Annotated in this window: 13 protein-coding genes; 9 read left to right on the forward strand and 4 right to left on the reverse strand. The window is 31.8% G+C overall.

Going from position 1 to position 13,964, the window contains the following annotated elements; translation table 11 throughout:
* Positions 1 to 24 precede the first annotated feature (24 nt).
* The 7 genes from ACFWU4_RS14935 to ACFWU4_RS14965 all read left to right on the forward strand — a co-directional run bounded on the left by ACFWU4_RS14935 (position 25) and on the right by ACFWU4_RS14965 (position 7,011).
* Positions 25 to 714 carry a DUF6089 family protein gene (locus ACFWU4_RS14935; protein WP_411129309.1) on the forward strand — a complete coding sequence of 230 codons (690 nt, stop codon included), beginning with the start codon at positions 25 to 27 and terminating at the stop codon, positions 712 to 714.
* Positions 715 to 1,455: an isoprenyl transferase gene (locus tag ACFWU4_RS14940; protein ID WP_411129311.1), complete on the forward strand. Its 741-nt coding sequence runs from the start codon at positions 715 to 717 to the stop codon at positions 1,453 to 1,455.
* Positions 1,427 to 4,000 (forward strand): outer membrane protein assembly factor BamA, encoded by a 2,574-nt coding sequence (gene bamA / locus ACFWU4_RS14945; protein ID WP_411129313.1) that lies wholly within the window; start codon positions 1,427 to 1,429, stop codon positions 3,998 to 4,000. Before ACFWU4_RS14940 ends, bamA begins: the two co-directional genes overlap by 29 nt.
* 152 nt (positions 4,001 to 4,152) lie before the next feature.
* The gene (locus tag ACFWU4_RS14950) at positions 4,153 to 5,244 is read left to right on the forward strand and encodes an OmpH family outer membrane protein (protein WP_411129315.1); all 1,092 of its coding nucleotides are present in this window, start codon (positions 4,153 to 4,155) and stop codon (positions 5,242 to 5,244) included.
* Between the two features lie 35 nt (positions 5,245 to 5,279).
* The gene (locus tag ACFWU4_RS14955; RefSeq protein ID WP_411129317.1) at positions 5,280 to 5,780 is read left to right on the forward strand and encodes an OmpH family outer membrane protein; all 501 of its coding nucleotides are present in this window, start codon (positions 5,280 to 5,282) and stop codon (positions 5,778 to 5,780) included.
* A 64-nt stretch (positions 5,781 to 5,844) separates the two neighbouring features.
* Positions 5,845 to 6,624 (forward strand): glutamate racemase, encoded by a 780-nt coding sequence (murI, locus tag ACFWU4_RS14960; protein ID WP_411129319.1) that lies wholly within the window; start codon positions 5,845 to 5,847, stop codon positions 6,622 to 6,624.
* Between the two features lie 33 nt (positions 6,625 to 6,657).
* Positions 6,658 to 7,011: a GTPase gene (locus ACFWU4_RS14965; protein ID WP_411129321.1), complete on the forward strand. Its 354-nt coding sequence runs from the start codon at positions 6,658 to 6,660 to the stop codon at positions 7,009 to 7,011.
* Here ACFWU4_RS14965 and ACFWU4_RS14970 read toward each other — a convergent pair.
* The 3 genes from ACFWU4_RS14970 to ACFWU4_RS14980 are packed head-to-tail and all read right to left on the reverse strand — an operon-like array spanning position 6,998 to position 10,420.
* Positions 6,998 to 7,516 carry a gamma carbonic anhydrase family protein gene (locus ACFWU4_RS14970; protein ID WP_411129323.1) on the reverse strand — a complete coding sequence of 173 codons (519 nt, stop codon included), beginning with the start codon at positions 7,514 to 7,516 and terminating at the stop codon, positions 6,998 to 7,000. The genes ACFWU4_RS14965 and ACFWU4_RS14970 overlap by 14 nt on opposite strands.
* 5 nt (positions 7,517 to 7,521) lie before the next feature.
* Positions 7,522 to 8,256 carry a LytR/AlgR family response regulator transcription factor gene (locus ACFWU4_RS14975; RefSeq protein ID WP_411129325.1) on the reverse strand — a complete coding sequence of 245 codons (735 nt, stop codon included), beginning with the start codon at positions 8,254 to 8,256 and terminating at the stop codon, positions 7,522 to 7,524.
* Between the two features lies 1 nt (position 8,257).
* The gene (locus ACFWU4_RS14980) at positions 8,258 to 10,420 is read right to left on the reverse strand and encodes a histidine kinase (protein ID WP_411129327.1); all 2,163 of its coding nucleotides are present in this window, start codon (positions 10,418 to 10,420) and stop codon (positions 8,258 to 8,260) included.
* 219 nt (positions 10,421 to 10,639) lie between these two features.
* Here ACFWU4_RS14980 and ACFWU4_RS14985 point away from each other — a divergent pair, with 219 nt between their 5' ends.
* Together ACFWU4_RS14985 and ACFWU4_RS14990 are read left to right on the forward strand one after the other, a co-directional pair.
* Positions 10,640 to 11,671, forward strand: a complete 1,032-nt coding sequence (locus ACFWU4_RS14985) for an SIMPL domain-containing protein (protein WP_411129329.1) — start codon at positions 10,640 to 10,642, stop codon at positions 11,669 to 11,671.
* A 4-nt stretch (positions 11,672 to 11,675) separates the two neighbouring features.
* A complete protein-coding gene (locus tag ACFWU4_RS14990; RefSeq protein ID WP_411129331.1) occupies positions 11,676 to 12,845 on the forward strand; it encodes a VWA domain-containing protein in 1,170 nt (389 codons plus the stop codon).
* Between the two features lie 40 nt (positions 12,846 to 12,885).
* Here the strand turns inward: ACFWU4_RS14990 and ACFWU4_RS14995 are convergent, their stop codons facing one another.
* Positions 12,886 to 13,896, reverse strand: coding sequence for a type IX secretion system membrane protein PorP/SprF (locus tag ACFWU4_RS14995; protein WP_411129333.1), 1,011 nt, complete (start codon positions 13,894 to 13,896; stop codon positions 12,886 to 12,888).
* Positions 13,897 to 13,964: the final 68 nt, after the last annotated feature.

The following is a 13,964-nucleotide window of genomic DNA, read 5'->3' on the forward strand; positions in this document are numbered from 1 at the left end:
ATATTTGCAAACTTTGAAAAATTTATGAGGTATTTATTCCTATTTTTAATAAGTATATTCTTAACTCAAAATACTAATTCTCAGATCTATGAAATTGGTGTGTTTGCAGGTGGAAGTAATTTTATTGGTGATGTTGGTTCTACAAATTATATTTCACCAAACCAAGCTGCATTCGGAGCTATATTTAAATGGAACAGAAGTCCTAGACATTCGTTTAGAGCATCTATCATATTTTCGGACTTAGAGGGTATTGATGGCAAATCAGATGATCCGCGACGAATTCAGCGTGGTTATAGCTTTAACACAAGCATACTAGAAATTTCTGCAGGTATGGAATTTACTTTTTGGGACTTTGATCTACATACAATTGGCATTAAAGGAACACCTTATCTATATACAGGAATAACAGCAGCTAATCACGACAATTATTTTTTTAGTCAAACTGGTGATTATACAGCAGAAAACACAAATAGTTGGGCTTATGGCATACCTATGGTTTTAGGCTATAAAAGTAATATCAGTAGCCATTTAATCTTAGCATTTGAAATCGGAGCGCGCTACACGTTTTCAGATGAGTTAGACGGCAGTGTACCTGACAATGCCGACAGAGAGGCTTTAAGTTTTGGTAATACTAATAGTAATGATTGGTATGTATTTACAGGAATTACATTAACTTACACCTTTGGCAGAAGACCTTGCTATTGTAATTTTTAAATGAGCCTTATAGAACACATACAAAAAGAAAAGCTTCCAAACCATGTCGCAATAATTATGGATGGCAATGGTCGTTGGGCTAAACAACAAGGATTATTAAGGGTTATTGGGCATGAAAACGGCACTAAGGCAGTAAGACAAACTGTTGAAGCTAGTGCCGAATTAGGAATTAAAAACCTGACTTTATATGCCTTTTCTACTGAAAATTGGAACAGACCTAAACTAGAAGTACAAACCCTAATGAAGCTTTTAGTTAAATCCCTGAAGAAAGAGATTGAAACTTTTCAAGAGCATAATATAAAATTATCTGCTATTGGTTGCTTAGAAGATTTACCTAAAAAAGCACATTTAGAACTTCTAGATGTTATAGAAAAGACAAAAAATAATACGAATATGACATTAACCTTAGCGTTAAGCTATGGTTCTCGTGAAGAAATTGTTAATGTTATCAAAGAATTATCACTTAAAGTTAAAAATAATATAATTTCTCCTGAAAGTATTGATGAATCAATTATAAATAAGCATCTTTACACGCAAAATTTACCAGATGTTGACTTGCTTATTCGCACAAGCGGTGAGCATCGAATTAGTAATTTTTTATTGTGGCAAATTGCCTACGCAGAATTATATTTTACAGATATTTTATGGCCAGATTTCAATAAAGAAAATTTGTATGAAGCGCTAATAAATTATCAAAATAGAGAACGAAGATTTGGAAAAACAAGCGAACAACTCACCTAATAAAAAAATATTGAGCACCTTTACTCGATTTATTTTTACAATACTATTTTTTACAATTTCACTAGTAGTTAATGCACAAGTACAAGGTGGTGCAAAATACCTAATTAAAGAAATTACAGTAACTGGTAACACTAATTTTAGTCCGCAAACAATCATTGCTTATTCTAAGTTGAGAAAAAATGAAGAAATTCAAGTTGGTGGTGAAAAAATAGCCAATGCAGTAAAAACATTGTGGAAATCAAACCTTTTTAGTAGTATAGATGTCTATATCACAAATATTGTGGACAACACTGCAGATATTGAAATTAAGCTTAGTGATTTGCCAGAGCTAAAAGAAGTAAAAATTGAAGGTGTTAAAAAAAGTAAGAAAGAAGAAATTATTGACGAAAACAAACTTCAATCTGGCCAAAAAGTAACTGAAAACCTTATTGCTACAACCCGAAATTATTTAACTAACAAATACAAGAAAAAAGGGTTTTTAAATGCAAAAGTAAATATAGTTACATCACAAGTTATTGACTCTATAAAAAAAGATCGTGTTAATATGCTTGTGAATATTGATACTGGTGAAAAAGTAAAAATAAGCAGTATAGATTTTGAGGGTAATGAAAAGCTAAAAAGCAAGAAGCTTCGTAAAGCCATGAAAAATACGAAGAAAAAGAATCCAATTCGTCTTCTTAAACGCTCAAAATATATTGAAGAGGATTACAAAGCAGATTTAGTAAGTATAATTGATAAATATAAAGAAAACGGTTATAGAGATGCAAGAGTCATCTCAGATTCAATTATATATAACGATGATAAAACCATAAGTCTTAATATAAAAGTTGAAGAAGGAGATAAATATACGTTTGGTAAAATAGATTTTGTTGGTAATACTGTTTACAGTGATCAGCAGCTTGCAGGTGTTCTTGGTATAAAAGAAGGTGATACGTATAACGGAGTTGAACTTAGAGAACGAATTGCCGATCCATCAAATCCAGATGCTCAAGACTTAACCAATGCATATCAGAATTTCGGATATATGTTCTCCACCATTAACCCTGTAGAAGTTAGTACGGAAGGTAATGTAATTGATATGGAGATTCGTATCTCGGAAGGAAAACCAGCTTATTTTAATAACGTAACTGTTGTTGGTAATGATGTAACAAACGATCATGTTATTTACAGAGAAATAAGAACGCGTCCAGGAGAATTATACAGTAAATCTGAAATTATAAGAACTTTAAGAGAACTCGGACAATTAGGTTTCTTTGATGCTCAACAATTAACACCAAATATTAAAAACCCAAATCCAGTTGATGGCACTTTAGATGTAGAATATGTGGTGGCAGAGCAAGGTTCTAGCCAAATACAACTACAAGGTGGTTATGGTGGAGGTGGCTTTATCGGTACATTAGGTTTATCATTTAATAATTTTGCAATAAAAGATATTTTTAAGAAAGAGGCATATAAACCTGTTCCTAGAGGTGACGGACAGAGTTTAGCACTAAGATTACAAGCAAGTCAGTTTTTTCAAACCTACAGTTTCTCATTTAGCGAACCTTGGTTAGGAGGAAAGAAACCCTACCAATTATCGACTTCAATTTCTTATTCTAGACAGTTTTTATTTAATCCTCAAACACGAAGAGCAGATAAAGATAGACGCTTTAACATCCTTGGTATAACTGTTGGACTTTCGACAAGATTATCAGAACCAGATGATTATTTTCTGTTCTCACAAGCGTTAAGCTATCAAAACTATGATCTTAGAAATTATAATACAGGCTTGTTTACATTTGGAGATGGAACTGCTAACAACCTATCTTATACAGTAGGCTTAACAAGGAATAATTTATATACAGATCCAATTTATCCGACTGGAGGTTCTAGTTTTTCTGCATCAGCTAAATTTTCTTTTCCTTACTCACTAGTAAATGGAGTAGATTATGACGCTCTAAAAGATGAAAGAGATGCATTAGACCCTACTGATGCAGATGATTTTGCTCGTATTGGAGAGATTGATCAAGAACGCTTTAAGTGGTTAGAGTTTTACAAAATTAAATTTAAAGTAGATTGGTACACCGAGATTATTAAAAAATTAGTTTTAAGACCAAGCATGGAATTTGGTTTCTTAGGAGCCTACAATAACGCAAGGGGTGTAATCCCTTTTGAACGTTTCTTTTTAGGAGGTGACGGTCTTGGAAATTTCGCATTAGATGGTAGAGAAATAGTACAATTACGTGGTTATCCTAACCAATCACTATCATCTCAAGATGGTGGATCTATATATAATAAATTTTCATTAGAACTCCGTTATCCAATTACTTTAGGAGCTGGAGCTAAAATCTATGCACTATCATTCTTAGAAGCTGGGTCTTCAGTAAATAGTTTTAAAGATTTTGATCCTTTTAATCTTAATAGATCTGCGGGTGTTGGTTTAAGAATATTTATGCCGGCATTTGGATTATTAGGTATTGATTTTGGTCACGGATTTGACCCTGTACCAGGTGATACGCAAAAAAGCGGATGGCAAACACACTTCATAATTGGTCAACAATTTTAAGTTTGGCACGATATTTTCTAATAGCTTATTAAGAAATTCATTATGGTGTTAAAATTTTTAAAGATATATTTCGTTAAATTTGAAGATTAGTGATACTAAAAACAAATGAAACATTTGCATTACAAGAAAGATGTCTCGAAAAAAACACAAAAATGATGAAATTTAAAGTTCTTTTTTTATTGGCAATAATAGGTCTAATGAGCTTTAGTGCTGTTGCACAACGAGGTGTTAGAATAGGATATATTGATACTGAGTATATTTTACAAAATGTACCAGAATATCAAGAAGCTACTACTCAACTAGATAAAAAGGTTATGCAGTGGAAATCTGAAATAGAAAAAAAGCTAAGCGTAATAGACCAAAAGAAAAAAGAAATTGAAAATGAAAGTGTCCTTCTTACAAAAGAATTATACGAAGAACGGATGGAAGACATTTCTTTTGAGGAAGCTGAAATTTTAGATTATCAGCAAAAAAGGTTTGGACCAAATGGTGATTTAATGATTCAAAAACGCCAACTCATAGAGCCTATTCAGGATCAAATATTTGCAGCTGTACAAGATATAGCAGAAAATGGAAAGTATGATTTTGTCTTTGACAAATCAGCAGATGTAGTTATGCTATATTCAGCGGAACGCTATGACTTAAGTGAACGGGTACTTAAAACTATAACAAGAACATCAAAACGCAGCCAAGCTAAAAATAAGAAAGAGCGCAAGGAATTAGAAGATGAAGAAGTTGTACCAATTGTAAGTGAAGAAAAAGACGAACGCCAAAAGGCTTTAGAAGAAAGAAAGAAAACAAGAGAAGCAGAATTAGCTGCAAAACGAGCAGAGCGAGAAAAAGCTTTAGAAGCCAGACGAGCTCAACAAGATTCTATTAGAAGCGCAAAAAAGAATGCTGCTGAAGCACGTCGCCAAAAAGTTTTAGATTCGCGTAATAAAGGGTCTAAAAAAGAAGAAACAGAAACAAATAAAAATGATAGCACAACTGCTGCTAAAAACAATATTAAATCAGATAGTTTAAAAGCTAAACAAGCTATTAAGAAAGATTCTGTAAGTTCTAAAAAACCGCTCACTGCGGCAGAAATTAAAGCAAAGGATAGAGCCGAACGAAGAAAAGCTTTAGAAGCGAAAAAACAAAAAATAATAGAGCAACGAAAAAAAGCTCGAGAAGAACGAGAGAAACAACTTAAAAAGAGAGATTCTATAGCAAAAGCTAAGAAGAACGAAGGAGAAAACAATTAATAATTATATATAACACACAAATACAATTTAGAAAAATGAAACATTTAAAATCCTTATTATTTGCAACGGCGCTTTTTATTGGAGCAACAAGTTTTACAGCTGCTCAAAGTAAAATTGCTCATATTAATACACAAGAGCTTGTAAAGGCTATGCCAGAATATAAAACGGCACAAGCTGAAATTGAAAAACTTGGAAAGACTTATGAAGCAACTATTCAAGGTTCACTTAAAGAATTAGAAACTAAATTAACGCAATACAATGCAGAAGCTGAAGGACAAACTCAAGAAGAAAACCAAAAACGTATGGCAGAAGTTGAAGGTATGAAGCAAAGCTTATCACAATACCAACAACAAGCTCAACAAGATTTACAGAAAAAAGAATTTGACTTATTAAAACCAATCACAGAGAAAGCAAGAGTTGCGATTGAAAAAGTAGCAGCTACTCAAGGTTACGATTATGTTTTAGAAGCAGGTGGCTTAATAGTTAAAAAAGGTAAAGACCTAATGGCAGATGTAAAAGCTCAACTAGGTATTTAAAATAAAACTTAAATTAATAAACAAAAAAGTCGCTTTTATAAAGCGACTTTTTACTTTTGTAATAATGAGTAATAAACCAATAGGCATATTTGATTCTGGAATTGGAGGCACATCTATCTTCAAGGAAATTCATGCATTATTACCTTACGAGAATTATATATATTTAGCGGATAGTAAAAATGCACCCTATGGCAATAAGACTGAAGCAGAAATACTTCAATTAAGTATTAAGAATACAAAATTGCTAATAAATAATGGCTGTAAGCTTATAGTTATAGCATGCAACACTGCTACTACAAATGCAATTTATTACTTAAGATCTCATTACAATATTCCTTTTATAGGTATTGAGCCCGCAATAAAGCCTGCTGCATTAAATACAGAAACAAAAGCTATAGGTATATTAGCTACTAAAGGTACCTTAAGCAGCGAGTTATTTCATAAAACCACTGATATCTATGCTAGTGGTATTAAAGTTATTGAGCAAGTAGGTGAAGGAATAGTTCCATTAATTGAAGCTGGGAAACTAGAATCTAAAGAAATGAAAATACTTTTATCCTCATATTTAGAGCCTGTGCTAAAGCATAACATAGACTATTTAGTACTAGGTTGTACACATTACCCATATCTTATACCTATACTTACTAAAATGCTACCTGCTAATGTAAAAATTATTGATTCGGGTTTAGCCGTTGCAAAACAAACTCATACTATACTTAATAGAGATAATTTGTTAAATAGTAACACTAAAAAACCTACAGTTAAATTTTATTCTAATGTCAACGTAGAAGTCCTTGATTCAATATTGGATTATAAATTTAATGTTGAATATTTGGATTTTTAGTAAGGTTAGTCTCATTATACTTACTAATATAATATGGTTTTAATCTTTGTGTATAATGCAAATTCTGGGAAATTAAATGCACTTTTTGATGCAGGTCATAAGTTATTTAGTCCTTCAACTTATCCTTGTAGTTTATGTGCTTTGACTTACGATACTTTCACGGAAAACAAAATATGGAAAGCCTTTAGAAAAGAAAGTGGCTTGGAGATAGAGTTTTATCACAAAGATGAATTTGAGGCTAAATTCTCTGACGCAAATGTGTTGTCTTACCCAATTATTTTAGGGTTAAAAAACGACACACTTTCACCATTACTTAATAGTAATCTATTAAACGAAATATTAGATATTGAGACTTTAATAGAAAGATTAAAATCTACTCTTCTTTAAACCAACCCGAATATTTTACATAATTATTAGCAATACGATTAATTTCTCCAGAAATAAGTTCTTCACTAATATCTTTTATCTTTTTAGCTGGCATACCTGCATAAATACTTCCTGATTTTACAATTGTACCTTTAGTAACTACAGCACCCGCTGCTACAATGCTATTGCTTTCTATGATACAATCATCCATAATAATACTTCCCATACCTATGAGTACGTTATCTTTTATTGTACAACCGTGAACAATCGCGTTATGTGCAATAGATACGTTATTACCAATTGTTGTCGGCGATTTCTGGTAGGTTGCATGAATAATTGCACCGTCTTGCACGTTTACTTTATTTCCCATTTTAATAAAATGGACATCTCCTCTAATTACGGCATTAAACCAAATACTACATTCGTTTCCCATCGTCACCTCACCTACAATAGTTGCATTATCTGCAACGTAACAGTCTTCTGGTATTATTGGGTGTATTCCTTTTACTGGTTTTATTATTGGCATATTTTCTATTTAAAATAAGATAACAGATCTGCTTTCTTAGAAGCAGAGACCATAATTTCTTTTCCGTTACTCAACACAACGCTTCCTCCTTTTCCTTTTACATACTTTACAACTTCATTTACATTTACCAAATAACTTTTATGGACTCTAGCAAAATTAGCATCCTTAAGGCTTTCTTCGATATATTTTAAAGTCTTACTTACTAGCTTCTTTTTATTCGTATTTAAATATATTTCTGTATAGTTATCGTCAGCTTTACAATACATAATATTAGATGTTTCTAAAACCTCAAAACCGTCTTGTTGTGGTATAGTAATTTTACCATCCACTGAATTTGTTTTTGGCACTAGGACTTGGTCTTGTAAGGCATCTTCTTTAGTCCTAATTTCAGTAACATAATCTACAGCTTTAATTAACTCATCTATAGATATTGGCTTCATTAAATAATAAGATGCATGGGCATTCAAGGCCTCTATAGCATAATGATTATAAGCCGTAACAAATAAGGTTTCAAAATTAATATCACCTACTTTATCTAATAAATCAAAAGCATTTCCGTAAGGCATTTCTACATCTAAGAATACCACATCTAAATCATTGTTTCTTATTAAAACTAATCCCTCTTCTACATTACCAGCCTCTCCCAAAATTGAAATATTTGGGCAATATTTTGTAAGATAGTTCCTTAGGATTTCCCTACTTTTCTCTTCGTCTTCTACTATTATGGCGTTTAATTTCATTTTAGTCTTTTTTTAAAGTCACTTCGACTTTAGTTCCTGTGTCTTCTATATCTTGGTAGTCTTCTATTTTAATATCTACTTTATCTTTATACATTTTATTTAAAATAGCAACTCGCTCTTTAATATTGCTCATCCCTTTTGAATTCTGTTTTTTCTGATTAGCTGTTTTTAAAGCTTTAGAACGTTCTCTACCAATTCCGTCATCCGTTACAGTAATTGTTATTGTATCCTTTGATTTAGGTTTAATAGTTATATTTAATTGCCCTTTTTCAGATTTATAGCGTAATCCATGCCATACCGCATTTTCTATATATGGTTGAAGTAACATCGGTGGAATTTGAAAATCCTCTAAATCAAGATTTTCGTCAACTGTAATAGCATAGTCAAACTTATCTTGAAATCTAAAATGCTCGAGCTTAGTGTATAACTCTAGTAATTCAATTTCTTTTTGCAAAGGGATAAAATCCTCTTCACTATTCTCCAAAACTGAGCGCATCAAATTTGAAAAATCAGATAAATATTTATTTGCAGTACGCTCATCATTAGTTGCTATAAAACTATTAACAGAATTTAAGGCGTTAAAAATAAAATGAGGATTCATTTGACTTCTTAAAGATTTTAAAGCCAATAAATTATTTGACAAACGTTGCTGTTTAATATATTTATATATCAATAATCCAGTAATTAAGAGTAATACTAAACCACCTATTAGCGAGTAGATAGTTACTTGCTGGCTTTTATAACGTTCTTGGGCAAGTTCTAAATTAGTACGAGATAGTATTCTATCACTTTCTAATGAGGTAATTCTATTCTGTTGTTCTGCTAATTTTCTACTAAAGCGTGCTACCTGAGAAGTCTCTTGTACTTTTTGAGCATACAATTCGTCAACGACTCTTATATGCTCTTCTAACACCGCATAACCCTTTTTGGTATCACCTGTCTCTATTAAGGCACTCGATAAATTTCTGGTGGCATCTCTTTTTACGACCAAATCACCAGTTTTTTCTGCCTCTTCTATACTCTTTTCGTAAAATGGTATCGCATCATTGTTTCTGTTTTGTAAAACAAGTGCATTCGCAATTTTATAATTCTGTTTCTGAGCAGTTAACGGACTCTCGTTAGAGATTACGGAATCTCTTTCAATATCCTTTATATCATTAATAATTTGTTTTCTTAAAACTATTTCATTTTCATAGTCTTCATTATTACTATTAAACTCAGCTACTTTTGCTTTTTCTTCAACAGCTCTTGTTTTGTTTTCTTTCGAAGCTAATTCTAAGGAATTATCAAAATAACCTTTAGCCTTCTTTTTTCTACCTTGCGCATTATAGGTCTGAGCAATTTTTGAATTTAAATCAGTAATCTTAGGCGTTATAAAGTGTTCTTTCGCAACATCTAAACCTAGATTGTAAGACTTTGTCGCTTGTTGATAGTTCTTTCTATTTAAATAAGCATCACCTAAACCTTCGTAAAGGATTACCTTTTCATAATTAGACAAATTATCAATATCCAATTCATTATAAGTATTAATACTTTTTTGAGAATCATCATTCATTAAGTATGATTTAGCTAACTTAAGCTTAGCTGAACTTTTTTCTGAATTTTGTAGACTTATTTTATATGCCGATATGGCAAGATCAAACTGTTTCCAATAAGTATAAACATCTCCCAAAAGCTCGTGAGCTTCTGCACTTTGACCTACAGAAACATTAACATTTAGTGCGTCACCAATAAATTTAATACTTTTAGTAGCATCTTTTTTAATATAAAAATCTGCAGAATCTATTAGTCGATTAAATGCTTTCTTTTCATTATTAATCCTTTGACGTTTATTAGTCGGATATTCATCAGATTCTACCTGAAAATACAAACGATCATCCCCTTTTATTGTATAATAAATTGGGTCAAATGAATCGTGTGTGACCATAAGTTCATCACCCACTCTGGCTTGTATTGTAAATTTCCCATCAACGTCTGTCGTTGTATACTTACTACCATTAATCTGCACACTTACTTTTGAAATAGGACTGTAAGTTTGCTCATCATAAACAGAACCTCTTATTGTTAAAATTGGTGTTTTTTCGGGTGCATTGTTTTGGGCATGAGATATTGCACCAGCGGCGATTAAAAATAAAGTTAATATAAATTTATGTAGTGTCTTCACCTGTGTGAATAAGTTTAAATTTTAATAAACTTACATACTTTATTTGGTTTCGAAAAATGGCCTTATAAGAATTAAGAGCTATTAGTGTCTTAAATTAACTCACTTACTAAACCTGTACGCTATCTCACTCATTGAAAACGCTACTTCACTCATTCTAAATTTTAATTAATCTTTTTTAGACTGAGCTTTACAACATCATTAATCAAAACATAAATCAAAATGAAAAAAGGCAATCTGTGCGTTTTTCTGGCAATGCTATTATTTAGCAGCATTCAAGGACAACATAAAGGAAATTACAATCAAATTACACAAGATATTTCTAGACAAAATATCTTAACATCTGGCAATGCAAACATCTATAATCCTGCTATACAACAACAAATTCATAAGACATTACATCCAACTAATGTATTAACGATTGATGTTAAAGCGTTACAAAATACAAGTGCGACAACATATACTGCTGTTTTTAACCTATCTCAAATCGGACCTACGGCTGAAGCAACTAATGCTTTAATGAAAGCCAGAATTGATAGTATTAAAATGAGATTAGATACAAAGGGTATTACTCAAAAAAATATCGCTATTGATGTTATATCCTTTGTGCCTAAATACGAAATAGAGGTTACTAAAAAACTGTTTAGCAAAACTTATACAGAGGTTCCTAAGGGTTTTGAGCTACAACAAAATATTCATATTCAATTTACAAAAACAAGTCAATTTGAATTAATACTAGAGGCCTGTGCTAAAAGTGAGGTTTATAACCTGGTTAAGGTTGATTATTTTATTGAGGATATTCAGAACGTCTATAAAAATCTGCAAGACCAATTGTTAAAACTTATAGAAAATAAGAAAGTATACTATCAAGCTTTAGGTTTTGAAATGAGTGACTACAACGTGGCAATAGCTGATGACAAATACTGCTATTTCCCTAAAGACTTTTACCAAAGTTACCAAGCTTATAATAGTGTTTCATTTGAATCTTTTAACAAAGACAAAGGAGTTACTCAGGCACAAAAACAAACATCTTACTATTATCAACCGTTAACCTATGAGCGATACGATATAGTTATAAACCCTTCAATATTAGAGCCTGTTGTACAAATTGGTATGAACATAAAATTAGTCTTTACACCTAAACCTAAAGAGAAAGAACAAGCACCAATAACAAAGACCGAGATTGATCATAAATACTATGTCATTTCACCTAATGGCACTATCGACGTAAAAGAATTAAACACAAAAAACTAAAAAGATGAAAAAATTTGTAAAAACTACTGCATTGGCTATGTCTCTATTAACATGTGTAGCATGCCATGCAAACACAAACTCAAATACTAAACGTATTGCAATGTCACAAAGGTCAGCCCAACCTGTACCGAAAATTGAAGAACCTGAAATTAAAGTAGCTTTATTACTTGACACAAGTAATAGCATGGATGGTTTAATTGACCAAGCTAAAGCTCAACTATGGCAAATAGTAAATGAACTTTCTTATGCAAAATGTGACGAGCAAAATCCAAATCTAAAAATTGCTCTTTATGAATACGGTAACGATAATCTTAATGCAGACGAAGGTTACTTAAGGCAAGTAATTCAATTTAGTGATGATTTAGACGAAATATCTAAATCACTATTTTCACTAACGACCAAAGGTGGTAATGAATATTGTGGTAAAGTGATTAAAGCTGCCTTGGATCAATTAAATTGGGGAGAAAGTAATAAGGATCTTAAATTTATTTTCATTGCTGGAAATGAACCTTATACACAAGGAAATTTTAGTTACAAAAACGCATCTAAATTAGCCCATCAAAATGATATTACAGTGAATACGATTTTCTGTGGTGATTACAATCAAGGTGTATCTAGTTATTGGAAAGATGGTGCAGATCTAACACATGGAAATTACATGGCTATAAATCACAATAAAGCAACAGTCCATATTACATCTCCTTATGATGACAGAATCTTAGAACTTAATGAATTGCTGAACAAAACATATGTAGCTTATGGCAAAGTAGGTAGAAAAAAAATTGAACTGCAGGCAGAACAAGATTCTAATGCTAGAGGCTATAATAAAGCAAATGCTGTAAGCAGAACGGTAAGCAAAAGCTCTCGTTTATATAAAAATAGTACGTGGGACTTGGTCGATGCAGAAAAAGAAGAGCACTTTTCTTATGATAAGCTCGAAGAAAGTGAACTTCCTAAAGAACTAAAAGGAAAATCAAAAGTCGAAATTAAATCTTATATAAATAAAAAGCGAAAGGAACGAGAAAAGCTTCAACTGGCTATTGTAGAATTAAACACAAAGCGACGTTTATATATTGATAAAAAATCTATAGACTCAGCAAACGGCCTTGAAAATGCGATGGTAAAAGCCATTAGAAAACAAGCGGAAAAGAAAAATTATAAATGGAATAATTAATTAAATAAAAAAGGCTCAATTTTCATTGAGCCTTTTTTATTTAATTAATTGCCGGACAATTACACTCATATTTTTCTCTTCTACAATTAAAGTTATATCCTAATGTTATTTGGTGAAAACCACCTGTATTAAAATTAACTGTATTAGCTTGATATGAATAGGTATATGCAAAAACAAAATTATTATAATCTACACCCAAGAAAGGCGTAATATATTGCAGCTTTTGACTACTAATACCTGAGCCATCAACAAATTCTGCTCCATCTAAACTTCTTCTATATGATAACCCGCCCCATACTTTACCAAAATCCATCTCACGATAGACTTTAGCATTTATATCTATCGAAGATTCTTCTGTAGCATCTCTATACATATACATTATTGAAGGTTCGTAGCTCCATTCACTTCCATATTTGCTAAAAGTATAACCCGCTGAAAACAAATACGTCCTTAAATTATCAAATTCAAAACCTTGATCGTTAAAGTTAATTCCCTCATTGTTTAAAATATTCTTAGCAGTAAAGTGTGCATAAAAGTCTATAAAATGATAAGAAAATCCGAAGTCCACGTTAAAGTTTGTAGCACTTTGTTCTATACCTGCAACAAGTGGATCAAACTCACCTGGTGCTAAAAAATCTGTTTCATCTAATTTATATTGTAAAAACCCTGCGCTTAAACCGAATGATAGCATGTTTAAATCTATCTCGTTCCTTGAAAACATTAAGTGATATGCAAATGTTGCATAACCACCCACTGTAGAATGATATCCATTAGCATCATTGAAAATCACACCTCCTATACCTACTGGAGAATCACCTATTCTTCCATTAGCACTTATCGTTTGTAAACTCGGTGCATCGTCTACTCCAAACCATTGTTGCCTTGCAGTCAATCTAACTTTTGCACAGTTGGCTACACCAGCCATAGATGGATGTATTAGGTAATAGTTATCTGTTAAATAATCTGAATAAATTGGTATACCCTCTTGAGCAAAACTGAAATTTGCTACTAAGGCTGTAAAGGCTACTAAACAAAACTTTTTTAATCTCATAATAAATTCTATCGTTTCAAGGTAAAATGGGCTCTAAATTCTTTTTGTTGACCTGTTAGTATTTCTTC

It is taken from the genome of Winogradskyella sp. PE311 (assembly GCF_046545555.1).
In the GTDB taxonomy this organism is placed as follows: Bacteria; Bacteroidota; Bacteroidia; order Flavobacteriales; family Flavobacteriaceae; genus Winogradskyella.